The organism is Chitinimonas sp. (genome assembly GCF_036568685.1).
Classification (GTDB): domain Bacteria; phylum Pseudomonadota; class Gammaproteobacteria; order Burkholderiales; family Chitinimonadaceae; genus Chitinimonas.
On sequence record NZ_DATCSC010000063.1, the window covers coordinates 21,934 to 45,629 of the forward strand.

Annotated in this window: 20 protein-coding genes; 6 read left to right on the plus strand and 14 right to left on the minus strand. The window is 65.0% G+C overall.

What is annotated here, in order from left to right; all coding sequences use genetic code 11:
* Positions 1–44: 44 nt before the first annotated feature.
* Positions 45–2,072 (plus strand): NADPH-dependent 2,4-dienoyl-CoA reductase, encoded by a 2,028-nt coding sequence (locus tag VIM95_RS09900; protein WP_331985141.1) that lies wholly within the window; start codon positions 45–47, stop codon positions 2,070–2,072.
* 269 nt (positions 2,073–2,341) lie between these two features.
* The gene (locus tag VIM95_RS09905; protein WP_331985143.1) at positions 2,342–4,912 is read left to right on the plus strand and encodes a DUF3141 domain-containing protein; all 2,571 of its coding nucleotides are present in this window, start codon (positions 2,342–2,344) and stop codon (positions 4,910–4,912) included.
* 615 nt (positions 4,913–5,527) lie between these two features.
* Here the strand turns inward: VIM95_RS09905 and VIM95_RS09910 are convergent.
* Positions 5,528–5,827 (minus strand): DUF962 domain-containing protein, encoded by a 300-nt coding sequence (locus VIM95_RS09910; RefSeq protein WP_331985145.1) that lies wholly within the window; start codon positions 5,825–5,827, stop codon positions 5,528–5,530.
* A 186-nt stretch (positions 5,828–6,013) separates the two neighbouring features.
* On the opposite strand from VIM95_RS09910, the gene VIM95_RS09915 reads away from it, so the two are divergent.
* Entirely contained in the window at positions 6,014–6,784 is a 771-nt protein-coding gene (locus VIM95_RS09915; protein ID WP_331985147.1) for a BPSS1780 family membrane protein, read from the plus strand.
* 8 nt (positions 6,785–6,792) lie between these two features.
* Positions 6,793–7,182 carry a diacylglycerol kinase gene (locus VIM95_RS09920; RefSeq protein ID WP_331985149.1) on the plus strand — a complete coding sequence of 130 codons (390 nt, stop codon included), beginning with the start codon at positions 6,793–6,795 and terminating at the stop codon, positions 7,180–7,182.
* A gap of 59 nt (positions 7,183–7,241) precedes the next feature.
* Here the strand turns inward: VIM95_RS09920 and VIM95_RS09925 are convergent, their stop codons facing one another.
* From VIM95_RS09925 to proB, 10 genes are all read right to left on the minus strand, one after another.
* Positions 7,242–8,393 (minus strand): methionine aminotransferase, encoded by a 1,152-nt coding sequence (locus VIM95_RS09925; protein WP_331985151.1) that lies wholly within the window; start codon positions 8,391–8,393, stop codon positions 7,242–7,244.
* A gap of 248 nt (positions 8,394–8,641) precedes the next feature.
* Positions 8,642–9,706 (minus strand): class II fructose-bisphosphate aldolase, encoded by a 1,065-nt coding sequence (gene fba / locus VIM95_RS09930; protein WP_331985153.1) that lies wholly within the window; start codon positions 9,704–9,706, stop codon positions 8,642–8,644.
* A gap of 456 nt (positions 9,707–10,162) precedes the next feature.
* Positions 10,163–11,332, minus strand: coding sequence for a phosphoglycerate kinase (locus tag VIM95_RS09935; protein WP_331985155.1), 1,170 nt, complete (start codon positions 11,330–11,332; stop codon positions 10,163–10,165).
* 253 nt (positions 11,333–11,585) lie between these two features.
* The gene (gene gap / locus VIM95_RS09940) at positions 11,586–12,602 is read right to left on the minus strand and encodes a type I glyceraldehyde-3-phosphate dehydrogenase (RefSeq protein WP_331985157.1); all 1,017 of its coding nucleotides are present in this window, start codon (positions 12,600–12,602) and stop codon (positions 11,586–11,588) included.
* Between the two features lie 232 nt (positions 12,603–12,834).
* Positions 12,835–14,829, minus strand: coding sequence for a transketolase (gene tkt, locus VIM95_RS09945; RefSeq protein WP_331985159.1), 1,995 nt, complete (start codon positions 14,827–14,829; stop codon positions 12,835–12,837).
* Positions 14,830–15,216: 387 nt separating this feature from the next.
* Complete coding sequence (gene rlmF, locus VIM95_RS09950; protein ID WP_331985161.1) at positions 15,217–16,221, minus strand: 23S rRNA (adenine(1618)-N(6))-methyltransferase RlmF; 1,005 nt, start codon at positions 16,219–16,221, stop codon at positions 15,217–15,219.
* Between the two features lie 8 nt (positions 16,222–16,229).
* Positions 16,230–16,967, minus strand: a complete 738-nt coding sequence (locus VIM95_RS09955) for a dienelactone hydrolase family protein (protein ID WP_331985163.1) — start codon at positions 16,965–16,967, stop codon at positions 16,230–16,232.
* 112 nt (positions 16,968–17,079) lie between these two features.
* The gene (locus VIM95_RS09960) at positions 17,080–18,027 is read right to left on the minus strand and encodes a rhodanese-related sulfurtransferase (protein WP_331985164.1); all 948 of its coding nucleotides are present in this window, start codon (positions 18,025–18,027) and stop codon (positions 17,080–17,082) included.
* 124 nt (positions 18,028–18,151) lie between these two features.
* On the minus strand, positions 18,152–19,252 hold the full coding sequence (locus VIM95_RS09965) for a metallophosphoesterase (protein WP_331985166.1): 1,101 nt from the start codon (positions 19,250–19,252) through the stop codon (positions 18,152–18,154).
* Positions 19,249–20,367 carry a glutamate 5-kinase gene (gene proB / locus VIM95_RS09970; protein ID WP_331985168.1) on the minus strand — a complete coding sequence of 373 codons (1,119 nt, stop codon included), beginning with the start codon at positions 20,365–20,367 and terminating at the stop codon, positions 19,249–19,251. The genes VIM95_RS09965 and proB overlap by 4 nt, the downstream gene beginning before the upstream one ends.
* Positions 20,368–20,444: 77 nt before the next feature.
* On the opposite strand from proB, the gene VIM95_RS09975 reads away from it, so the two are divergent.
* Both VIM95_RS09975 and VIM95_RS09980 read left to right on the plus strand, forming a co-directional pair.
* A complete protein-coding gene (locus tag VIM95_RS09975; protein WP_331985170.1) occupies positions 20,445–21,044 on the plus strand; it encodes a protein-methionine-sulfoxide reductase heme-binding subunit MsrQ in 600 nt (199 codons plus the stop codon).
* Positions 21,045–21,079: 35 nt separating this feature from the next.
* Positions 21,080–21,490, plus strand: coding sequence for a hypothetical protein (locus tag VIM95_RS09980; protein ID WP_331985172.1), 411 nt, complete (start codon positions 21,080–21,082; stop codon positions 21,488–21,490).
* Positions 21,491–21,812: 322 nt separating this feature from the next.
* Here VIM95_RS09980 and queC read toward each other — a convergent pair whose 3' ends face one another.
* Genes queC through queE form a run of 3 tightly spaced genes read right to left on the minus strand, consistent with a single transcriptional unit; the run spans position 21,813 to position 23,624 of the window.
* On the minus strand, positions 21,813–22,490 hold the full coding sequence (gene queC, locus VIM95_RS09985; RefSeq protein ID WP_331985174.1) for a 7-cyano-7-deazaguanine synthase QueC: 678 nt from the start codon (positions 22,488–22,490) through the stop codon (positions 21,813–21,815).
* Complete coding sequence (locus tag VIM95_RS09990; protein WP_331985176.1) at positions 22,487–22,987, minus strand: GNAT family N-acetyltransferase; 501 nt, start codon at positions 22,985–22,987, stop codon at positions 22,487–22,489. The genes queC and VIM95_RS09990 overlap by 4 nt, the downstream gene beginning before the upstream one ends.
* On the minus strand, positions 22,980–23,624 hold the full coding sequence (gene queE / locus VIM95_RS09995) for a 7-carboxy-7-deazaguanine synthase QueE (protein ID WP_331985178.1): 645 nt from the start codon (positions 23,622–23,624) through the stop codon (positions 22,980–22,982). The genes VIM95_RS09990 and queE overlap by 8 nt, the downstream gene beginning before the upstream one ends.
* Positions 23,625–23,696: the final 72 nt, after the last annotated feature.

Consider the following 23,696-nt stretch of genomic DNA (forward strand, 5'->3'; position numbering starts at 1 on the left):
ACAACCCGGCTCCTACAATGGCACCACACCGTCTGGAGAACATCATGGCTCACTCGCGCTACCCGCACCTGCTCGCGCCACTCGACCTCGGCTTCACCACCCTCAAGAACCGTGTGTTGATGGGTTCCATGCACACCGGCCTGGAGGAATCGCCGAACGGCTTTGAGCGCATGGCAGCCTTCTATGCCGAGCGTGCCCGCGGCGGTGTGGGTCTGATCGTGACCGGCGGCGTAGCACCCAATGAGGCCGGCCGGGTATACGAGGGCGGTGCCATGCTGCACAACGCCGAGGAAGTGGCCCACCACAAGATCGTGACTGACGCGGTGCACGAAGCCGGCGGCAAGATCTGTCTGCAGGTGCTGCATACCGGCCGCTACAGCTTCCAGCCCAAGCCGGTCGCGCCCTCCCCCATCACCTCGCCGATCGCCTTCTACGAGCCCTTGGAGCTGACCGAAGAACAGATCCTGCAGACCATCGACGAATTCGCCCGCTGTGCCGCGCTGGCCAAGGAAGCCGGCTACGACGGCGTGGAAGTGATGGGTAGCGAGGGTTACCTGATCAACCAGTTCATCGCCCAGAAGACCAATAAGCGCACCGACCGCTGGGGTGGCAGCTTCGAGAACCGCATCCGCTTCCCGCTGGAGACCATCCGTGCCGTGCGCGAGCGGGTCGGTACCGACTTCATCATCATCTACCGCCTGTCCATGCTGGACCTGGTGGATAACGGCTCGGTGCTGGACGAGACCATCCAGCTGGCCAAGGCGGTGGAAGCCGCCGGTGCCACCATCATCAATACCGGCATCGGCTGGCACGAGGCCCGCATCCCCACCATCGCCACCATGGTGCCGCGCGCCGGCTTTACCTGGGTGACCAAGAAGCTCAAGGGCCAGGTCGGCATCCCGCTGGTCACCACCAACCGTATCAACATGCCGGACGTGGCCGAGGAAGTACTGGCCCGTGGCGACGCCGACATGATCTCCATGGCCCGCCCCTTCCTCGCTGACAGCGACTGGGTCAAGAAGGCCGAGGAAGACCGCGCCCTCGACATCAACACTTGCATAGGCTGCAACCAGGCCTGCCTGGACCATATCTTCCAGGCCAAGATGACCAGTTGCCTGGTCAACCCGCGCGCCTGCCACGAGACCGAGCTGAACTACACCCCCACCAGCCAGCGCAAGCGCCTGGCGGTGATCGGTGCCGGCCCGGCCGGCATGGCCTTCGCCTCGGTCGCGGCCGAACGCGGCCATGACGTGACCCTGTTCGAGGCCAGCAGCGAGATCGGCGGCCAGTTCAATGTGGCCAAGCAGGTGCCGGGCAAGGAGGAGTTCCACGAGACCCTGCGCTACTTCAAGCGCAAGCTGGACCAGACCGGCGTCAAGATCCGCCTCAACCACCGCGCCGCCGCAAGCGAGCTCGGCGAGTTCGACGAAGTCGTGCTGGCCACCGGCATCAGCCCGCGAAAGCTCGACATCCCCGGCATCGACCACCCCAAGGTGCTGAACTACCTCGACGTGCTGCGCCACAAGAAGCCGGTCGGCCAGAAGGTCGCCATCATCGGTGCCGGTGGCATCGGCTTCGATACCGCCGAGTACCTGACCACCGAAGGTGTACCGACCAGCCTGGACGTCGACGGCTTCCTCAAGGAATGGGGTATCGACAAGACCCTGACCGAGCGCGGTGGCCTGACCCCGCAAGGTCCGCAGCCACACGCCTCGCCGCGCCAGGTCTGGCTGCTGCAACGCAAGACCAGCAAGGTCGGTGACGGCCTGGGCAAGACCACCGGCTGGATCCATCGCCAGAGCCTGAAGATGAAGCGGGTGGAGATGCTGTCCTCGGTGCAGTACGACAAGATCGACGATCAGGGCCTGCATGTACGCATCAAGGACAAGGCCGAGATCCTGCCGGTCGATAACGTCATCATCTGCGCCGGCCAGGAGCCGCTGCGCGAGCTGCAGGACGCCCTGCAAGCCGCCGGCAAGCCGGTGCACCTGATCGGCGGTGCCGACGTGGCCGCCGAGCTCGATGCCAAGCGCGCCATCAACCAGGGTTCGCGCCTCGCGGCGGTGATCTGATGCCTGCGGGCTGAGGCCCGCATGCAAACAGCATTAGCAATTTCTTGAGTAAATGACCTAAGGCACGATTTTTTACATCTGCCCGCCAAGCCCCGCCCTGCCGGGGCTTGCGCGTTTTTGGGGCCCTGCCGGCGAGCGGTGATGGCTTGACGTAACCGTCAATCCTTCCTACCTTCTACATGTTGCACCGCACAATAGGCGGTTGCTTTTGCACTGAGGTAACGCCGCGCAGGCCCCCTGCCCGGCCGCTGTTTCCGGGAGTTTCCATCATGACCACCAGCACCAACTTGCCCACCAGCCCCCTGTTCCGCGAGACGCTGGCGCACGCCACCGAATACTGGCGCGACGCCTGGCAGCGCAGCGTGCTGACCATGGACGTGCTGCGCCAGCGCGGCAACCTCTACCTGGAGCACTCGCGTGCCGGCAAGCCGCCGGTGCTGGTGTTCGACTACGAGATGGTGATGGATGGCCGCGAGCTGGAGCGCGCCGCCAACTACGCCCTGGTGCGCATCGTACCGCCCGAGGGCTGCTGCGCGACCAACCCGCAAAAGCGCCCCATCGTGGTGATCGACCCACGCGCCGGTCACGGCCCGGGCATAGGCGGCTCCAAGATCGACAGCGAGATCGGCCTCGCCCTGCGTGGCGGCCACCCCTGCTACTTCGTGATGTTCTTCCCCGAGCCGGTGGAGGGCCAGACCATAGAATGCGTGGCCCGCGCCGAGGTCGAATTTTTGCGCCGCGTGCGCGAGCTGCACCCCGACAGCGACGGTCTGCCGCTGGTGATCGGCAACTGCCAGGGTGGCTGGGCGCTCATGATCCTGGCCTCGGTCGCGCCCAAACTGGTCGGCCCCTTGCTGCTGGCCGGTTCGCCCATCTCCTACTGGGCCGGCGTGGAGGGCAAGCACCCCATGCGCTACAACGGTGGCCTGGGCGGCGGTACCTGGCCGGCCTCCTTCCTGGGCGATATCGGCAACGGCCACTTCGACGGCGCCTGGCTGGTGCACAACTTCGAGCAGCTGGACCCGGCCAATACCTACTGGAGCAAGCCTTACAACCTGTACGCCCGAGTCGATACCGAAGCCGAGCGTTTCTTGACCTTCGAGCGCTGGTGGGGCGGCCACTTCCTTTTGAACCGGGAAGAGATCGACTGGATCGTACAGAACCTGTTCGTCGGCAACCGCCTGACTTCGGGCGATATCGTCAGTGCCGACGGCGAGCACCGCGTCGACCTGCGCAATATCCGCTCGCCTATCGTGGTGTTTGCCTCCTGGGGAGACAACATTACCCCGCCGCAGCAGGCGCTGAACTGGATTCCCGACCTCTATGCCGACGTCGAGGACATCCGCGCGCACGGCCAGGTGATCGTCTACTGCCTGCACGACCGTATCGGCCACCTGGGCATCTTCGTCTCGGCCGGCGTGGCCAACCGCGAGCATGCCCAGTTGGTCAGCGCCATCGATTTGATCGACATGCTCCCGCCGGGCCTTTATGAGGCCAAGATCGAGGACACCCGGCCGGACATGCCCAACCTCGAACTCCTGGGCGACCGTTACCTGATCCGCTTCGAGCCGCGCCAGGTCTCCGACATCCTGGCCCTGGACGACGGCCGCGAGGACGAGCAGGCCTTCGAGGTGGTGCGCCGCGTCGCCGAGCTGAACCAGAAGACCTACGACCAGCTGGTCTCGCCGGTGGTACGGGCCGCCAGCAACGATATGACCGCCATGGCGCACCGCCTGGCGCATCCTTCGCGGGTGGAGCGCTACACCATCTCCGACCTCAACCCCCTGTTCTGGGGCCTGCCCTCGCTGGCCGAGAAGACCCGCGCCGAGCGTACGCCGGTCTCGGCCGACAACCCCTTCCTGCAGTGGGAGAAGAAGGCTTCCAAGCTGATCGAGACCCAGCTCGACAACTTCCGCGACCTGCGCGACCAGTTGAGCGAGCAGCTGTTCAAGTCCATCTACGAATCGCCCTGGCTCGCCAGTGTGCTGGGGGTGGACCGTAGTGAGCGCAGCAGCCAGACCAAAGGCCGGACCCTGTCGCTGCGCGAGCAGCTCGACAGGCTCAATATCCGGGAGGCACTGCACAACTTCGACCGCGGTACGCCGCTGGATGGTTTTGTGCGGGTAATGGCCTATATCGCCGAAGACCACGCCGTGGACGAGCGTGCCTTCAAGCTTCTGCGGCAGTTGGTGGAAGCCGGCCAGATCCAGGCCAGCACCCTGGCCGAGTTCCGCGAAACCGTGCAACGCCAGTCGGTGGTGCTGATGCTGGACGAAGAACGTGCGCTGGCCGGCCTGCCATTGCTGGTACCGCAGCGCGAGGACCAATTCAAGCTGATGGACGCGGTACTCAAGCTCTTCAGCGCCGCCGGGCCCCTGCAGGCCGGCGAGCAGATCCTGCAACGTTACGAGACGGTACGGAGCATCTTCGGCATCGACATTCCGCATGCCGAACTGGCCCCGGCCACTCCCCCGCTGCCCCATACCCCTGTCAGCAGCGTCAAGGTCGTGGCCGCCAAGCCGGCAGCCAAGACCGTCGCAGTGGCCAAGCCCAAGACGGCGACAGCAAAAGCCACCGCACCAGTGCAGACCAAGGCGGCAACAGCAAAACCTGCCGCCAAGGCTAAACCCGCCAACAAGCCAGCCGCTGCCAGCACGGTTGCCAAGGCCCCGGTCAGCACGGTCAAGAACAAGCCGGCCAGCAAGGCCAAGCCCACCGTCGCCAAGCAGCCGACCAAGGCCCCTTCCGCCAAGCCTTCCAGCAACGGCAAAGCCGCCACCAGCCGCACTCCCGCGAGCAAGCCCGCCGCCAAGAAACCCGCCAAGCCCACGCTGCAATAAAGACAAACGCCGCGAGTGATCTCTCACTGGCGGCGTTCTACAGCGTCTTTAGAAGGCAAGGCGACGCCCCTACAGAGCGCTGACGAGCGTCAGCGAGGTTCTCCGCCGGCAGGCGGGGGTAGGGGTGGGGCTCAATAAAGCAAGGGGCGTCTCAGTCATCGTCAGTGGTTAGCACCCAGGCTTCCTGGGTGCCTGCAGGAGTCGCTGTTTAGCACAGCCGTCGTTACTACCCCAGACGAGCGTCAGCGAGGTTCCCCGCCGGAGGGTGGGGCGGAGGGGTGGGGTTCAATAAAGCGAAGGCGCATTCCAGCATCAATTGCCGGTTAAGGCCCGGCTTCGCTGGGCCCAGCAACAGTGCTTTCGACCGAACAGAAAGCGGAGCCTCCCCCAGACGAGCGTCAGCGAGGTTCCCCGCCGGAGTGTGGGGAGTCGGGGTGGGACTCAATCAAGAGGGGCCGCGGGTTTCGGTTTCTACAAGCTCAAGCGCACGGGTGAGCGAAGTCGTTGCCACCTTTAGGTGGCTTACAACTTCGGCCTCCTCCTTGCGGGGATAACCCGGGCGCCTGCGCAGCCCCTGGCACCTGCTCTCCACTAACTAGCGACCCAGGCCCCGCCCTACCAGGGTATCCGCCCCCGCAACATCTCCCCATACATCACCCAGTCGCCTATCAGGCTGTAGAAGGGATGGCGGAAGGTGGCCGGCCGGTTCTTCTCGAAGAAGAAATGCCCTACCCAGGCAAAGCCGTAACCCAGCAGCGGCAGCAGCCACAGGCCCTGCCAGCGGCCGGTGACCAGCACGGCCGCCAGCACCAATAGCACCAGGGTGCTGCCGACAAAATGCAGGCGGCGGCAGGTGCGGTTCTGGTGCTCCTGCAGGTAGTAGGGATAGAAGTCGCGAAAACGCCGGTAAGTCACGGTGGCCGTCCCCGTTTTTGTAGGTGACATGGAACCATTGTCGGCCGCTTCCATCGGCTTTGAAAGGCCTGTAGCCGCCTCAGCCAGCCTAGCCGCACACAATATTTCCTCTTGGTGCCCGGCCGCCATAATATGCACTGTCATATTTGCCAACGATCATGGGCGCAGAAGCCCGGAGGAGTAGTCATGCAAGATAGCTCGCCCGCATACCGTGTAGTCGGCGCCGCCCGTGGCTGGGATTGGGTGGTGGAAGGCTTCGATCTGTTCAAGCGCAACCCGGGCATCTGGATCGCACTGATCCTGATCTGGGGCCTGGTGGTCATGGTGAGCGGTGCGATCGGCATAGGCCAGCTGCTGGTACCCCTCTTTACCCCGGTGCTGCTGGGCGGGCTGATGATAGGCTGCGCCCTGCTCAAGCGCGGCGAGGAGCTGGAGATCGCCCATCTGTTCGCCGGCTTTCAAAAGGGCCCCTTTGTTCCCCTCTTGCTGGTCGGCGTGGCGCTCCTGGTCGCACAGATCGCGGTCAGCGTATTGGTCTTTGCGATCCTCTCGGTGGCCGGCGTGGGCTCGCTGCTCGGCGGGCTGATGGCCGGCCAGGTCAATGAAGCGGCCGGCTGGGCGACCGGCATGGGCGGCATGGCTCTCGGTGTGATGCTGGCTATGCTGTTGGCCCTGGTGCTGTACTCCATCGTCTGGCTGGCGCTGGCCTTTGCCCCAGCCCTGGTGGCGCTCGGTGGCGAGCAGCCGGTACCGGCCCTGCAGGCCTCGCTCAAGGCAGCCCTGGCCAATTGGCCCGCCCTCTTGGTCTACAGCTTGATTACAATCGCCCTCCTTGTCGTCGCGCTGATCCCGGCCGGCCTGGGCCTCCTGGTACTCGGCCCGGTCATGATCGCCGCCAACTACGCTTCCTACCGCGACATCTTCCCCGAGCTCGCGGAACAACTGCCCCAAGACTGAGATAAGTAATGAGCCAAGCAGAAGAGAGCCCGTTCAAGGGCAAGACCGGCCTGCGCCGCCTGATCAACGCCACCGGTTATTCCATCGACGGCTTTCGCGCTGCCTGGCAGCATGAGTCCGCCTTTCGCCAGGTCTGCCTATTGGCGTTGGCGGGCGTGGCGCTCGCCTTCTGGCTGCCCATCCCCCCCTGGGGTCGGGCGCTGATCGCCTTTGCCCACTTCCTCAGCATCGTGGTCGAGTTGCTCAATTCCGCCATCGAGGCGGCGGTCGACCACACCTCGCTGGACCACCACCTCTTGGCCAAGCGCGCCAAGGACCTGGGCAGCGCTGCCCAGTTCGCCAGCCTCGTCAATATGGCCATCATCTGGGGCGTGGTGCTCTACAGCCACTACGGCTGAGCACCCATGTAGAGCGGGCACCGGCTCCTACACACGTTGCCCGTTACACCATCACCACACTAGCCTGCCAACGCCGCCAGCCGCGCTATCGCCGCATCCAGCGTCTCTTCCTTTTTGGCAAAGCAGAAACGCACCAGGCGCTGCTCGCGCCCGTCGGCATAGAAGGCCGATACTGGAATACTGGCCACGCCATGCTCGCGGGTCAGCCATTCGGCAAAGGCCAGTTCACCCAGGTCCGGCCGGATGGCGGAATAGTCGGCCAGCTGGAAATAGGTCGCCGCGCTCGGCAGGAGCTTGAAACCCGCGGCGCTGAGGCCACGCGCCAGGTGGTCGCGCTTGTGCTGGTAGAAGCCTGCCAGCTGCTGCCAGTGGGCCGGCTCCTGCAGGTGCGCGGCCAGGGCATGCTGCATGGGCGTGGAGACCGAGAACACCAGGTATTGGTGCAGCTTGCGAAATTCCGCCGTCAAGGCTGGCGCCGCCACGCAATAACCCACCTTCCAACCGGTGGCATGGAAAGTCTTGCCAAAGGAATACACGGCAAAGCTGCGCGGCCGCAGCACGGGGTGGGCCAACACACTGGCATGCCGCGCCTCGTCGTAGACCAGGTGCTCGTAGACCTCGTCGCTCAACACCAGCAGGTCATGCCGCTCGGCAATGGCGGCCAGTGCGTCAAGGTCGGCCGTGCTGAACACGCTGGTGGCCGGGTTGTTGGGGTTGTTGACGATGATCAGCCGGGTGGCCGGCGTCACCGCCGCTTCGACCTGCGCCCAGTCCACCGCGAAGTCCGGCGCCGTGAGGCTGATCCGTACCGGCTGCGCACCCTGTGCCACGATGGCCGGCGCGTAGCTGTCATAGGCCGGCTCCAGGATGATGGCTTCGTCACCGGCCCGCAGCACGGCGGCGATGGCGGTATAGAGCGCCTGGGTCGCACCGGCGGTGAGCGTGATCTCGCGCTCCGGGTCGACCGCCAAGCCATAGGCGGTGGCGAACTTGGCGGCGATGGCCTGCCTGAGAGCCGGCAGCCCGGGCATGGGCGCGTACTGGTTGTGGCCGGCGCGCATGGCGCCATTCACCGCTTCCAGAAGGCCTGCGTCGCAGGCGAAGTCGGGAAAGCCCTGCGAGAGGTTGATGGCGCCGGTCTCCTGCGCCAGGGCGCTCATACGGCTGAAGATGGTCAGGCCCAGGTCGGGAAATTTGGACGTCAGGTTCATGGCGGCAGGCGTAAGGTATCGATAGCCACCATGCTGCCTGCTTCCGGCGCGCACGCCAAATAGCCATTCGCCATGAGCTGCAAACCGGCCGCGCCAAAAGAAAAGCCCCGCACAAAGCGGGGCAAGTCTTTCGAAAGTGCCGCATTCTCGGGCGGCGGCAAACCGAGTCGCGTTCCCTTATCAGATGGGTGTCGTACCCATAAGTTCAAGATCACGCAGCGCCTTCATCAGCACGTAATGTCGATAGTCTAGTTCACCACGGCGGCAAGCTGACCTTTTTTATACAGGTCGCTCATCTTGTCGAGCGACACCGCCTTGATCTTGTCGGCCTGGCCTGCGCAACCGAAGGCTTCGAAGCGGGCCTTGCAGATCTCCTTGGCCGCGACGGTGGCTTCCTTGAGGAATTTGCGCGGGTCGAATTCGCTCTTCTGGGTGGCCAGGAAACGACGGGTGGCACCGGTCATGGCGAGGCGAATATCGGTATCGATATTAATCTTGCGCACGCCGTACTTGATGCCGGTGACGATCTCCTCGACCGGCACGCCGTAGGTTTCCTTCATCTCGCCACCGTACTGGCGGATGATCTCCAGCCATTCCTGCGGCACCGAGCTCGAACCGTGCATCACCAGGTGGGTATTGGGGATGCGGGCGTGGATCTGCTTGATACGCTCGATCGCCAGGATGTCGCCGGTGGGCTTGCGGGTGAACTTGTAGGCGCCATGGCTCGTACCGATGGCGATGGCCAGCGCATCCACCTGGGTGCGCTTGACGAAGTCGGCGGCTTCGTCCGGGTCGGTCAAGAGCTGGTCATGGCTCAGCACACCCTCGGCGCCGTGGCCGTCTTCCTTCTCGCCCATGCCGCTCTCCAGGCTGCCCAGGCAACCCAGCTCGCCTTCCACGCTCACGCCGATGGCGTGGGCCATCTCGACCACCTTGCGGGTCACGTCAACGTTGTAGTCGTAGCTCGACGGGGTCTTGGCATCTTCCATCAGCGAGCCGTCCATCATCACGCTGGAGAAGCCCGAGCGCATGGCCTGGATGCAGACGGCGGGGCTGGCGCCATGGTCCTGGTGCATGACCACGGGGATATGCGGATAGGCCTCGGTCGCGGCCAGGATCAGGTGGCGCAAGAAGGCCTCGCCGGCGTATTTACGCGCCCCGGCCGAACCTTGCATGATCACCGGGCTGTTGCACTCGTCGGCAGCCTGCATGATGGCCAGCACCTGCTCCAGGTTGTTCACATTGAAAGCCGGCAGGCCGTAGCTGTGCTCGGCGGCATGGTCGAGCAGCTGGCGCATCGAAACGAGGGGCATGGTTCACTCCTGAACGTTAATTGCTTGAAAACTTGGTTGGAAGCGATTTTAACAGCTTTGTAGTTCTGTAATCTCCACTACATTTCACCGAACAGCTGCACTTGATACGGGATCTTCACTTATGCACCCGGCGGAGCCGGGTGTTCATCTTCAGGGCGGACTGAGCCGGCGCTTTTGCTTCTATATCTCCCACTCCCCCCGCCCTCGCCCAAGCGAGGGAGCCTCGCTTTGCTCGTGGGCGATATCGCCTTGTCCACGGGCAGGTCGTTCTCTACTTCTCCTACTCTCGCCCTGCCGCTGGGCGTTGGCCCCGCTGGGTGCCCGCTGTTGGCGCAGCGCTCACCAAGCTAGTCCATTCTTTCTAGGTAAACGGCGGTGATTGATTCACGTGAAGCAAAAGCAGCGCCAACGAAAAGGCCGCTCCTGGGAGCGGCCTTTTCTGCCTGACGGGCCTGCTTAGGCGCGTTGGGCCAGGATTTCGACCGCGGGGAGGGTCTTGCCTTCGAGGAATTCGAGGAAGGCGCCGCCACCAGTAGAGATATAGCCGATCTGGTCGGTAATGCCGTACTTCGCGACCGCGGCCAGGGTGTCGCCGCCGCCGGCAATGGAGAAGGCCGGGCTTTGGGCGATGGCGAGAGCCAGGGCCTTGGTGCCGTTGCCGAACTGGTCGAATTCGAACACGCCTACCGGGCCGTTCCAGACGATGGTACCGGCCTTGGCCACCAGGGCGGCCAGCGCAGCGGCCGATTCGGTGCCGATGTCGAAGATCATGTCGTCGGCGGTCACGGCCGACAGCGGCTTGGCCACGGCCGGCTCATTGGCGTCGAACTTGCCGCCCACCACCACGTCGGTCGGCAGCGGCACATCGCCGCCACGGGCGCGGATCTTGGCGATCACGGCGCGGGCCTGCTCCACCAGGTCGGGTTCGGCCAGCGACTTGCCGATCTCTTTGCCCTCGGCCAACAGGAAGGTGTTGGCAATGCCGCCACCGACGATCAAGAGGTCCACCTTGTCGGCCAGGGCTTCGAGGATGGTGAGCTTGGTCGAGACCTTGGAGCCGGCCACGATGGCCAGCAGCGGGCGGGCCGGTTGGGCCAGGGCCTTGCCCAGCGCTTCGAGCTCGGCCGCCAGCAGGATGCCGGCGCAGGCCACCGGCGCGAACTTGGCCACGGCGTGGGTGGAAGCCTCGGCGCGGTGGGCGGTGCCGAAGGCATCGTTGACGAAGATGTCGCACAGGGCGGCGTACTGCTGGCCCAGGGCGTCGGCGTTCTTTTTCTCGCCGACATTGGTGCGGATGTTCTCCAGCAGCACCAGTTCGCCCGGCTTGACGGTATAACCCTGCCACTCGGTCACCACCGGCACCTCGCGGCCCAGCAGCTCACCCAGGCGCTTGGCCACCGGGGCCAGCTTGTCTTCCTCGGCAATGCTGCCCTCGGTGGGGCGGCCCAGATGGGTCATCAGGATCACGCCGGCGCCCGCCTTGAGTGCGTGCTCGATGCTGGGCAGGGAGGCGCGGATACGGGTGTCGTCGCCGATCTTGCCGTCCTTGACCGGTACGTTCATGTCGACGCGGATCAGGACCTTCTTGCCGGCGAGGTCGAGGGCGGTGAGCTTCTTGAAATTCATGGCAATTCTCGGAAGAAGTGGGCTGGGATGTCTCAATGTAGCAGCGCCGGGCGCTGTAGTGCATACGGGGCGCCTACGCGCCCCGTTATGCCTGCCACTACGTACTGGTGTATCACCCAATGCTGGGCCCATCTCCCCACGAGCGGCGGCGAGGGCGGGGGGCCGTGGGGGCTCGGATGCGATAAAGCGAAAGCGCATATGAGCTTCAACTGCTGGGTGATGCGCTTCCGCTACCGGCCGCGCTGACCGCGTTCTAGTTCGCCAGCATCATCGCCTTAGCCGTGTTGAGCATCTGTACCGAGAAGCCCCACTCGTTGTCGTACCAGGCGCCGATCTTCACCAGGTCGCCATTGCTGACCTTGGTCAGGGTGGAGTCGAAGATGGAGGCTTCGTTGGTGTGGTTGAAGTCGATCGACACCAGCGGCAGGTCGTTGTAACCCAGCACGCCCTTGAGCTGGCCACCACCGGCGGCATCGCGCATCAGGGCGTTGATCTCTTCCTTGCTGGTCGCGCGCGCAGCCTGGAAGGTCAGGTCGACCATGGAGACGTTGATGGTGGGCACGCGCACGGCAAAGCCGTCGAGCTTGCCGTTCAGTTCCGGCAGCACCAGGCCCACCGCGGCGGCGGCGCCGGTCTTGGTGGGGATCAGGCTCTGGGTGGCCGAACGGGCACGGCGCAGGTCCTTGTGGCGGACGTCGGTCAGCACCTGGTCATTGGTGTAGGCATGGATGGTGGTCATCAGGCCTTTGACGATGCCGATATGGTCGTTCAGCACCTTGGCCACCGGTGCCAGGCAATTGGTGGTGCAGGAAGCGTTGGAGACCACGGTCATGTCGCGGGTCAGCACGTCATGGTTCACGCCGTAGACGATGGTAGCGTCCACGTCCTTGTCGCCCGGGGCGGAGATCAGCACCTTCTTGGCGCCGGCATCGAGGTGGGCCTGGCACTTGGCCTTGCTGGTGAAGGCACCGGTGCATTCCAGCACGATGTCGATGCCCAGCTCGCCCCAGGGCAGCTCGGCCGGGTTGCGGGTAGAGAAGAAGCGGATGTTCTCGCCGTTGATGCGCAGCCAGTCACCGTCGGCCTTCACCTCTGCGTTGAAGCGGCCATGCACCGTGTCGAAGCGGGTCAGGTGGGCATTGGTCTCGATGTCGCCCGAGGCATTGATGGCGACGATCTTGAAGTCTTCGTTGCGGTTCAGTTCATACAGCGCGCGCAAGACATTGCGACCGATGCGTCCGTAGCCGTTGATGGCGATGCGGATGGACATACAGGGGATTCTCCATGACGGGGCCGGATTGGGTGTAGTGCCGGCCGGGATGACTACAAGGGCGCGATTGTAACCATCTCACGGGCTGAAAGGGGATTACATACAGGGCAATTTGCTGCATTGCCGCATACATTTAGGCCATTTGCGCATGTAGTTAAAAAACAAAACGGCCCCGTGCAATACGGGGCCGCTTCAGGCTGCTGCTGGGGCATTAAGCGCCCCGGGTGCCGAATCAGATCACAGACTTGGCAACAGCAACTACATTTTCGACGGTGAAACCGAATTCCTTGAACAGCGCCGGCGCCGGGGCCGATTCACCGAAGGTATCCATACCCACCACGGCGCCTTCGAGGCCCACGTACTTGCGCCAGAAGTCGGACACACCGGCTTCCACCGCCACGCGCGGCACACCGCGGGTCAGCACGGCAGCCTTGTAGGCGGCGTTCTGGCGGTCGAACACATTGGTCGAGGGCATGGACACCACGCGGGCGCGGATGCCCTCGGTGGCGAGCTGAGCCTGGGCCTTCAGGGCCAGTTCCACTTCCGAGCCGGTGGCGATCAGGATCAGCTGGGCGGCGCCGCCTTCGGCCTCGCGCAGCACATAGCCACCCTTGGCGATATCGGCGATCTGGCCAGCGTCGCGCGGCACAAAGGCCAGGTTCTGGCGGCTCAGCACCAGGCTGGATGGGCGGGTCTTCTGTTCGATCGCCACACCCCAGGCCACGGCGGTCTCGGTGGTGTCGCAGGTACGCCAGACGTCCATATTGGGGATGTAGCGCAGGGTAGCGGTCTGCTCCACCGGCTGGTGGGTCGGGCCGTCTTCGCCCAGGCCGATCGAATCGTGGGTGAACACGAAGATCGGGTTGATCTTCATCAGCGCAGCCATGCGCAGGGCGTTGCGGGCGTACTCGCTGAACATCAGGAAGGTGCCGCCGTAGGGGCGCAGGCCACCGTGCAGGGTCATGCCGTTCATGATGGCGGCCATGCCGAACTCACGCACGCCGTAGCTGATGTAGTTGCCGTTACCGGCGTTGTCGATCCACTTGCTGCCCGACCAGTTGGTCAGGTTGGAACCGGTCAGGTCGGCCGAGCCGGCCAGGAATTCCGGCAGCTTGGGCGAGAACGCTTCCAGGGCGATCTGGCTGGCCTTGCGGGTAGCCACGGTCTGGGCGGCGTCGTTGATCTTGGCCACGGCGGCAGCCTTGAATTCATTCCAATCGGCCGGCAGCTCGCCCTTCATGCGGCGCTCGAATTCGGCAGCCAGCTCGGGGTGGGCGGCACGGTAGGTGGCGAACTTGTCGTTCCAGGCACGCTCGGCGGCAGCGCCCTTGGCCTTGGCATCCCAGCCGGCATAGATCTCGGCCGGGATCTCGAACGGGGCGTGGGTCCAGCCCAGGTGCTCGCGGGTGGCGGCGATCTCGGCGGCGCCCAGGGCGGCGCCGTGTACGTCGTGGGTACCCTGCTTGTTGGGGGCACCCTTGCCGATGATGGTCTTGCAGCAGATCAGCGTCGGCTTGCCGGTCTCGGCCTTGGCGGCAACGATGGCGGCGTTGACCGCATCCACGTCGTGGCCATCCACGCCAGCGATCACGTGCCAGCCGTAGGCTTCAAAGCGCTTGGGGGTATCGTCGGTGAACCAGCCCTCGACGTGGCCGTCGATGGAGATGCCGTTGTCGTCCCAGAAGGCGATCAGCTTGCCCAGGCCCCAGGTGCCGGCCAGCGAGCAGGCTTCGTGCGAGATGCCTTCCATCAGGCAGCCGTCGCCCAGGAAGGCGTAGGTGTAGTGGTCCACCACGGCGTGGCCAGGGCGGTTGAACTGTGCAGCCAGCAACTTCTCGGCCATGGCCATGCCCACGGCGTTGGTGATGCCCTGGCCCAGCGGGCCGGTGGTGGTCTCGATGCCGGGGGCGTAGCCGTATTCCGGGTGGCCCGGGGTCTTGCTGTGCAGTTGGCGGAATTGCTTGAGGTCGTCGATGCTCAGCGCGTAGCCGGTGAGATGCAGCAGCGAGTAGATCAGCATCGAGCCGTGGCCGTTGGACAGCACGAAGCGGTCACGGTCGGCCCACTCGGGGTTGGTCGGGTTGTGCTTGAGATGGCCGCCCCACAGCGCCAGCGCGATTTCTGCCATGCCCATGGGCGCACCGGGGTGGCCGGAGTTGGCTTGTTGCACGGCATCCATGGAGAGGGCACGGATCGCGTTGGCGAGTTCGGTACGGGAGGCAGCCATCAAAGTCTCTTTCGCTTGGGGTAGGCGGAAAACAAACGACCCTCTGCACGCAGGGCCGTGGCAAAAAGCGCGCGCATTATCCCTGTTCGGCTCCGGCGGGGCAAGCCAAGTCGTTGATAATGCGTTGGAATTTAAGCTCTAGCAGTAGTTTTGTTACGAATAAATGTCGGGCTTTTTTTGAGTACGGCTACAGACCGGGCCACTCGCGGCTCGCACCTCTGCTAACCGGTGCTCGCCGCACTGCAACAATAGCAGCCCGGCTGCCGCTGGGCGATACCGCTTACCCGTAGCGCGTACTCACCGCGGATCAACCGTCACGCTTACGAGCGTCAGCGAGGCTCCGTCCTCGCAAGGAGGATGCCGTGGTTGCGGCGGCGAGGGCAGAGATCAACCACCCCTCATTTTTCGATAAGCGTTGCGCTGCTTCTGGTCCCAGAAAGTCCAGGCCACGATGCGGCTCTGCTTCTGGCCCTGGGTCATGTCCTGGGTCAGGTGCTGGGCCACGCCGGCCTTCTCCAGTGCCTCGTAGACCACCGGCAGGCTGCTGGCGCGCGATACCAGGGTGGTGAACCAGTAGCAGCTGCTGGGTACCTGCGAGCTCTCGCTGATCAGGCGGCGGATGAACTTCTCCTCGCCACCGTCGCACCACAGCTCACCGCCGTGGCCGCCAAAGTTCAGCACCGGCTGCTGGCCGCCGGCCACCGCCTCCTTGCCCAGGTTCTTCCACTTGCGCTGGCTGCCGGCGGTGGCCTCGGCCAGCGAGGTATGGAAGGGTGGGTTGCAGAGGCAGATATCGAACCACTCGCCTGGCCGCATCACCCCCACCAGGATGGCAGGCGGCGAGGCCTGCAAGCGCAGCTCGATGTGGCCGGCCAGGCTGGGGTTGCCGTCGACGATGGCCTGGGCGCTGGCCAGCGCCTGCGGGTCGATATCGCTGCCGACAAAGTCCCAGCCAAAGCTGCGGTGGCCGATCAGGGGGTAGATGCAGTTGGCACCCACGCCGATATCGAGCACCCGCACCTCGGGGCCCTGCGGGACCTCGCCGCCGGCGCTGTCGGCCAGCAGGTCGGCCAGGTAGTGCAGATAGTCGGCGCGACCAGGGATGGGCGGGCAGAGGTAGCCGTCAGGGATGTCCCAATGACCGATCTGGTAGTGGTGCTTGAGCAAAGCGCGGTTGAGCGCCTTGACCGCCAGCGGGTTGGCAAAGTCGATCGAAGCGTCGCCATAGGCATTGGTCGCCACATAGGCGGCCAGCTCCGGGCTGCTGGCGGTCAATGCGGAAAAGTCGTAGCGCTGCCGGTGCGGGTTGTGCGGGTGCAGGCCGCTCTTGCCCTCGGCCTTGTCGGTTACGCTGCGGTGGGGCGCTTGCGGTTTGGCAGGTTTTTTATGCATGGCGGGCCTCAGCGCAAGGTGCGGCGGAACAGGTCCAGCGCCAGCTGATAGCCCAAGAGCGCCAGTTCCGGGTCGTAACGCTCGCCCTCGTCGCGCATGAAAGCGTGCTGGCCGTTGAATTCATGCCAGGTCAGGTTCAGGCCGGCCTCGGCCAGCCGGGCATAGACCTGAGCCCTGCCCTCGGCGGGGATATGCGGGTCGTGCTTGCCCCAGATCATCAGGAGCTCGCCCTGGATCTCGGCCAGCCGCTCCATGCTGTGCTGGCCGGGCTGATTGGGGATCACCGTGGTATGCAGGTCGGTGGCGTAGAAGCAGGCGGTGCCGCGTACCTCGGGCTGCAGAGCGGCGCGGAAGGCCAGGTGGCCGCCCAGACAAAAGCCCATGGCGCCGATCTGGCCATTACACCAGGGCTGCCCGGCGAGCCAGGCGATCATCGCGCGATTGTCGCTGTCGTACTGCTCGACCGGCTTTTGCGCCTTGTCGGCATTGCCCTTGTCGCGTCCGGCGTTGTCGTAACCCAGCACGGTGCCGATGGGGTTGAGCTCGTGGAAGACCTCGGGCACCAGCACCACATAGCCATGCCCCGCCATCAACCGCGCCGCCCGCTCGATCGGCCCGGTCTGCTGGAAGATCTCCGAATAGAACAGGATGGCCGGATAGGCGCCCTCCCCGGCCGGCCGGTGCACATAGGTGCGCATAAGCCCGGTCGGCGTGGCGAGGTCGACGGTATGGGACTGGATAAGCATGGAGATTCCTGGGCTGGCGCCACCGGCTACATGGGCGGGTGGCCGAGCTGCCATTGTAGCCCATGGTGTCAAGCTGCTCCGGGCACGCCAGGCGGGCCTGGGCGCCCTCGGCTCAGCCCTCTTGCTTACGGGCGTAGTCGCGCGGGTTATGCCCCATGGGATGGGGCTCGTTGCGGGCCTTGGCGAGCTCGATCTGCTTCTGCCGCTCGCGGGCGCTGGCACGGGTCTTCTCGCTCAGGGTGTTCCAGCAGCGCGGGCAGCTGATGCCGGGGCTGTAGTGCGGCGACTGGCGGTCTTCGACCGAGACCGGCTCACGGCAGGCGTGGCAGAGGTCGTAGTCGCCCTCGCTGAGGTCATGCCGCACGGTCACGCGGTTATCGAACACGAAGCAGTCGCCCTGCCACTTGCTCTCGTCCTGCCCTACCCGTTCCAGGTATTTGAGGATGCCGCCCTTGAGGTGGTAGACCTCCTCGAAGCCCTCGCCCAGCATAAAGCTGGAGGCCTTCTCACAGCGGATGCCGCCGGTGCAGAACATGGCCACCTTCTTGTGCTTGGCCGGGTCGAAGTGGGCGCGCACATAGTCCGGGAACTCACGGAAGCTCTCGGTCTTGGGGTCGATGGCGCCTTCAAAGGTACCGATGGCGACCTCGTAGTCGTTGCGGGTGTCGATCAACAGCACCTCGGGGTCGCTGATCAGGGCGTTCCAGTCCTCCGGCTCCACATAGCTGCCCACCCGCTTGTTGGGGTCGACATTGGGCACGCCCATGGTGACGATCTCTTTCTTGAGCTTCACCTTGGTGCGGTAGAAGGGCTGCTCGTCGCAGTAGCTTTCCTTGTGGTCCAGCTCGGCAAAGCGCGGGTCCTGCTTGAGCCAGGCCAAGAGGCCGTCTATGCCTTCGCGGGTGGCCGATACGGTGCCGTTGATGCCTTCCTCGGCCAGCAGCAGGGTGCCGCGTACGCCATTGGCCAGCATGGCCGCTTGGAGGGGCTCGCGCAGGGCGGGGTAGTCGTTGAGCGTGACGAACTTATACAAGGCCGCCACAACGATGGGCTTGCTCATGGGTCTTACTCCTGGTGGTCGTCCTCGCAAAGGACGGACCGGTGAAAAACAAACGCGCCGACCCACGGGGTCGACGCGCTGCCAAGTTTACCTTAACAAACAAGCCTTTGGGAGGTCCCGGTCGCTAGCGCGACTCCTGCGCCGAGGTGCCGTCATCGTCCCCCGGAGGCAGCGGCAGGCGGCGGCCATCCATCAGCCCGCGCCACAAGGCACCCTGCTCCCAGATCAGGAGTTCGCCCCGCTCGCCGTCCTTGATACCGGCGTCGATGCCAATCACCCGGCCGGCATAGAGCGAGCGGATCTCGCTCTGGGTGGTATGGCCCACCACGATGCGCTTGGCGCCGAGGCGCACCAGCAGGCGTTCCACATCGATCAGCGTGGCGCGTTCAGGCAGGAAGTAACCGCGGTACCAGACCGGACCGTCACGGCCGAACAGGGCGTTGGCCTCCGGGTCCTTGGCCAGCTCTTCCTTGCTGGCCCCAAGGCGGGCGCGGAACTGGCGGTTGATGGCCGGCAGGTCGATCTCGTGCGCCGCCATCTCGGGGTGCAGGCCGCCATGCAGAAACACTGTATCGCCGAGCTTGAGCACGGTCGCGCGGCTACGCAGCCAGGCACCGAGCTCGGTATCAGGGCCGTACAGCGCGTCGTAACTGCGGCCCAGCAACTTGGCCACGGCCTGGTACTTGGGGTGGATGTAGCGCAGGTCACCGCGCAGCACCATGGTCTCGTGGTTGCCGAGCACGAAATGCACCGCCCCGCCGGCCGCCGCGGCCTGCTGCTGCAGGCGGTAGACCTGCCACAGGGTCTCGGTCACCGTGGGGCCGCGGTCGAAGATATCGCCGGCGATTACCAGCACACCCTTGCCCCAGGCCCAGTTGCCGGCAGCATCCAGAATGCGCTGCTTTTGTAACAGCTGCAGAAAGATGCCAGCCTGGCCGTGGATGTCGGACACCGCCGCCCACTTGATAGGTTGCGGTTGTACATCTGGCGCCACGGCCAGCTCAGCCTCCAACCGCAAAGCCGGTGCCTGGCTGCAGCGGGCCGGCAGCTTGCGGTCGGCACTCAGGGGCTGGCGCTGTACCTGGCCGTCGCAGACCCAGGCGGCCTCGCGCACCTCGCCCTGGTGGAACACATAGGGGCCGTCGTTGAGCGCTTCTTCGGCATAGGTCGGCAGTACCAGCAGTGCCGCCAGCAGCCAGGTACCACTCCACAGCCGGCGGCTCACAGCAGCACCAGATTGTCGCGATGGATCAGCTCGGGCTCGTCCACAAAACCCAGCACTGCCTCGATCTGGCTGGTAGGCAGGCGCAGGATGCGGCGCGCGTCGGCCGCGTCGTAGTTGACCAGGCCGCGCGCCACCTCGGCACCGTCCGGTCCCAGGCAGCGCACCATCTCGCCGCGCAGAAAGTCGCCCTCCAGGCTGGCCACGCCGATGGGCAGGAGGCTGGTGCCCTGCTGCTGCAGCGCACGCACCGCGCCCGCGTCGAGCTGCAGGCTGCCGCGCACCTGCAGATGGTCGGCCAGCCATTGCTTGCGCGCTGCCATGCGGCTGGTGCCGGCAGTGAGCTGGGTGCCGATGGCCTCGCCGGCCGCCAGGCGGGTCAGCACCTGCTCCTCGCGGCCGCTGGCGATCACCGTGCTGGCGCCGCTACGGGCGGCGCGCTTGGCGGCGATGATCTTGGTATACATGCCGCCGGTACCCACGCTGCTGCCGGCACCGCCGGCCATGGCCTCCAGCTCCGGCTCGCCGGCGCGGTATTCGTCGATAAAGCGCGCATCCGGCACCTTGCGCGGGTCGGCGCTATAGAGGCCGCGCTGGTCGGTCAGGATCACCAGCGCATCGGCATCGATCAGATTGGTCACCAGCGCGCCCAGGGTGTCGTTGTCGCCGACCTTGATCTCGTCGGTCGATACCGTGTCGTTCTCGTTGATGATGGGGATCACACCCAACCCAAGCAGGGTCAGCAAGGTACTGCGGGCGTTGAGGTAGCGGGTACGGTCGGCCAGGTCCTCGTGGGTCAGCAGGATCTGTGCGGTCTTGAGGCCGTGGGCCCTGAAGCAGCGCTCGTAGGCTTCCACCAGGCCCATCTGCCCCACCGCGGCGGCGGCCTGCAGCTCGTGCAGGGCCTTGGGCCGCTTGGGCCAGCCCAGCCGCGCCACCCCTTCGGCAATGGCGCCGGAGCTGACCAGCACCACCTGCTTGCCGGCACGGGTCAAACCGGCCAGCTCGGCGGCCCAGCGCGACAGCGCAGCATGGTCTAGGCCACGCCCATCATTGGTGACCAGGGAAGAACCGACCTTGACCACAAGGCGGTGAGCGGTGGCGATGCAGCTTTGCATGGGGAACCTGCTGGCGGACGGACAAACAAATGGCGATTATGCCGTCAGGCCTCGCCGGCACAAACGACCAAAGCAGCATGAAAACCCGAACCCTCGCTTATATCAAGGCCGCCCTGTTCATCCTCTGCCTGCTGCCCCTGCTGCGCGCCGGCTGGATCGTGCTGAGCGGCCGAGCCGTCAACCCGATCGAATTCATCACCCGCTCGCTCGGCACCTGGACCCTGGTGCTGCTGCTCGTGACCCTGGCCATCACCCCCTTGCGCCGGCTTACCGGCCGCAACGAGCTGATCAAGCTGCGCCGCATGCTGGGGCTTTTTGCCTTCTTCTACGTCTGCCTGCACTTTGTCAGCTACATCTGGCTGGACAAGTTCTTCGACCTGCACGCCATCTTCAAGGATATTGCCAAGCGGCCCTTTATCACCGTCGGCTTTGCGGCCTTCCTCTTGCTGATCCCCCTGGCTGCCACCTCGAACGACGCCATGCTGCGCCGGCTCAAGCGCAACTGGGGCAAGCTGCACCAGCTCGTCTACCCCATCGCCATCCTGGGCGTGCTGCACTACTGGTGGCTGGTCAAGCGCGACGTCACCCAGCCGGCCATCTACGCCGCGGTCCTGGCCGTGCTACTGGGCTCGCGAGTCTGGTGGCGTTGGCAGCTGGCCCGGCGCCAGCCTGGTTAGCGCTGCAAGAGCCTGCGACAGCCTATAGTGGATGGATGAGCCGTGAGCACTACCCCTACGTCTGGCTGGGTGAGGATGGCATCCTGCGGATCGACTACGGCCGCCATGGTCGTATCGACCTCAGTGCCATCCAGTCTGCTTATGCCCAGCACATGGCCATCACCCGGCAGCCGCTGCCGGTGTTGATCGTGGGCAGTGGCGCGGTCAGCTCGACCTCGGAGGCCGAAGACTACGCCAACGGGCCCGAGGTCAGCGCGGTCACCCTGGCGCTCGCGCTAGTGGTCAGCTCACCCTTGATGCGCCTCGCCGCCAAGCTCTACCTCACCTACCGCAAGCCGCCCTACCCTTGCCGGGCCTTTGAGGACGAAGCCGGCGCCCTGCGCTGGCTGTCGAGCTATGTGCCCGCGGGAGCACGGCAGGCAGAAGCCGCGACACCCTGCCCTTAGGGCGGCTGTTCCACGTGAATCCACCCAGGCCTTGCAATGAGTCGGGGATAAGCTGCCGCAGCTCCTTAGAAGTGCTGACGAGCACAGCGAGGTTCCCCGCCGGCGGAGCGGCTGCCAGAGTTCTTGGTGAGCTTGCGAACCTAGAACCTGTGCGTGCAAGGCTGCGGGAGGGGCCGGGATTCAATCAGGGGCGTACCGCTGGTTCAGGCTTTGAAATGATTAGCGCCCGGGTGAGCGAAGTCGTTGCCAGCCTCAGGTGGCTTACTACTTCGGCCTCCCCCTTGCGGGGATGACCGGGCGCCCGTGCATTGCGTTGTTCTGCTTAGAGGTAATGTGTCGGATCCGGTACGCCGGCGGCCTCGAAGCCTGCCTTGCGCAAACGGCAGGCATCGCACACGCCGCAGGCGCGGCCTTGCAGGTCGGCCTTGTAGCAGGACACGGTCAGGCCGTAGTCCACGCCCAGCGCCACGCCGGCCTTGACGATATCGGCCTTGGAGAGGTCGATCAGCGGGGTACGGATATGCAGCCGCGCACCCTCCACACCTACGCGGGTGGCGAGGTTGGCCATGGCCTCGAAGGCCGAGATGTATTCCGGCCGGCAGTCCGGGTAGCCCGAGTAGTCCACCGCGTTCACGCCGATAAAGATGTCCTGCGCACCCAGCACCTCGGCCCAACCGAGGGCGAAGGACAGCATGATGGTATTGCGCGCCGGCACATAGGTGACCGGGATCTCGCCTTCCTTCACGCCATCCACCGGCACTTCGATGCTGGCGTCGGTCAGGGCCGAGCCGCCAAAGGCGGCCAGGTCTATGGTGGCCACCCGGTGCTGCTTGGCACCCAGGGCGGCGGCCACGCGGCGGGCGGCAGCCAGCTCGGCGTTGTGGCGTTGGCCGTAGTCAAAGCTCAGGCAGTAGCAGTCAAAACCCTGCGCCTGCGCCATGGCCACCACGGTGGTCGAATCCAACCCGCCCGAGAGCAGGACTACCGCTTTCTTGTTCATTGCATGTCCTCGATATAGGCCTCGGCGGCAAGCTCGGCCAGGGCTGGCATGGTCAGGCGGCGCACCGCCATATGCTCGACCCGGATCGCCCCGCAGGCATCATAGAAACCATTGCTCATGGCATTGTCGCGCACCGCCAGCCACTCCATACGGCTGCAGCCGCGCGCCAGCGCGATTTGCGCCAAACCCGCCATTGCCGCGCGGGCCAGGCCGCGGCGGCGGAAGGTCGGGTCCACATACAGCGCCTGCATATAGAGTTCGGCAATACCGGTGAAGGTGGCCCACTTCCAGGAATAGATCAGGAAGCCGGCCACCGCGCCCTGCTCGACGAGCAACAAACACCAGGCCGCCGGCTGGGGAGAGAACAGCGCCTGCTCCAAATGGTCCAGACTGGTCGCTACCTTGGGCACGCCCTCGCTCTGCCCCAGTGCATGCAGCATGGTCAGGAGCTGTGGCAGTTCATCCCGGCGTAGTTCGCGCAGCAGGCTGTCAGACACCGGGCTTATCGCCCCATAGTATCTTGTGCAGCTGCACCTGTACCCGCACCGGCAGCTTGTCCTCCAGCACCCACTCAGCCAGATCCTTGGGCGGCAAGGATTCCCACACCGGGCTGAAGATCACCGGGCAAAGGGTCTGCAGGTTGTTGTCACGCAGCAGCTCGCGCGCCCACTCGTAATCGTAGCGGTGCACCAGCACGAATTTCAGCTCGTCGCGGGCATTGAGGTGCTGCAGATTGCTCCACAGGTTCTTCTCCACCTCGCCCGAGCCGGGGGTCTTGATGTCCACGATGCGCGAAACCCGCGGGTCCACCGTCTCAATGGGCAGATGGCCGCTGGTCTCCAGGCTCACCGAATAACCCGCGTCGCACAGCGCAGTCAGCAGCGCCTGGCAGCCGGCCTGGGCCAGTGGCTCGCCACCGGTCACACAGACATAGGGCGTGCCGTGCTTGGCCACCTCGGCCAGGATGGCGGTAAAGGACATGCGTTCGCCGCCATGGAAGGCGTAGGCGCTATCGCAATAGCCGCAGCGCAGGGGGCAGCCGGTCAGCCGCACGAACACCGTCGGCAGGCCCAGACGGCTGGTCTCGCCCTGCAGCGAGAAGAAAATTTCGGTAATACGCAGCGAAGTAGACATCCGATACCCAAAATAGCAACGGCATGGGCGGCTGCCCATGCCGTGCTACAACTGGCTGAATTGTCTCAGAAA

Excerpts from the sequence above, each read along its gene's own strand:
- VIM95_RS09975 (WP_331985170.1), top strand. The coding sequence starts at position 20,445 with ATGAAAACCCGAACCCTCGCTTATATCAAGGCCGCCCTGTTCATCCTC.
- fba (WP_331985153.1), bottom strand. The coding sequence starts at position 9,706 with ATGCCCCTCGTTTCGATGCGCCAGCTGCTCGACCATGCCGCCGAGCAC.
- VIM95_RS09935 (WP_331985155.1), bottom strand. The coding sequence starts at position 11,332 with ATGAATTTCAAGAAGCTCACCGCCCTCGACCTCGCCGGCAAGAAGGTC.
- gap (WP_331985157.1), bottom strand. The coding sequence starts at position 12,602 with ATGTCCATCCGCATCGCCATCAACGGCTACGGACGCATCGGTCGCAAT.
- VIM95_RS09905 (WP_331985143.1), top strand. The coding sequence starts at position 2,342 with ATGACCACCAGCACCAACTTGCCCACCAGCCCCCTGTTCCGCGAGACG.
- VIM95_RS09920 (WP_331985149.1), top strand. The coding sequence starts at position 6,793 with ATGAGCCAAGCAGAAGAGAGCCCGTTCAAGGGCAAGACCGGCCTGCGC.
- VIM95_RS09925 (WP_331985151.1), bottom strand. The coding sequence starts at position 8,393 with ATGAACCTGACGTCCAAATTTCCCGACCTGGGCCTGACCATCTTCAGC.
- queE (WP_331985178.1), bottom strand. The coding sequence starts at position 23,624 with ATGTCTACTTCGCTGCGTATTACCGAAATTTTCTTCTCGCTGCAGGGC.
- rlmF (WP_331985161.1), bottom strand. The coding sequence starts at position 16,221 with ATGCATAAAAAACCTGCCAAACCGCAAGCGCCCCACCGCAGCGTAACC.
- VIM95_RS09980 (WP_331985172.1), top strand. The coding sequence starts at position 21,080 with ATGAGCCGTGAGCACTACCCCTACGTCTGGCTGGGTGAGGATGGCATC.
- VIM95_RS09960 (WP_331985164.1), bottom strand. The coding sequence starts at position 18,027 with ATGAGCAAGCCCATCGTTGTGGCGGCCTTGTATAAGTTCGTCACGCTC.
- VIM95_RS09900 (WP_331985141.1), top strand. The coding sequence starts at position 45 with ATGGCTCACTCGCGCTACCCGCACCTGCTCGCGCCACTCGACCTCGGC.
- proB (WP_331985168.1), bottom strand. The coding sequence starts at position 20,367 with ATGCAAAGCTGCATCGCCACCGCTCACCGCCTTGTGGTCAAGGTCGGT.
- queC (WP_331985174.1), bottom strand. The coding sequence starts at position 22,490 with ATGAACAAGAAAGCGGTAGTCCTGCTCTCGGGCGGGTTGGATTCGACC.
- tkt (WP_331985159.1), bottom strand. The coding sequence starts at position 14,829 with ATGGCTGCCTCCCGTACCGAACTCGCCAACGCGATCCGTGCCCTCTCC.
- VIM95_RS09955 (WP_331985163.1), bottom strand. The coding sequence starts at position 16,967 with ATGCTTATCCAGTCCCATACCGTCGACCTCGCCACGCCGACCGGGCTT.
- VIM95_RS09915 (WP_331985147.1), top strand. The coding sequence starts at position 6,014 with ATGCAAGATAGCTCGCCCGCATACCGTGTAGTCGGCGCCGCCCGTGGC.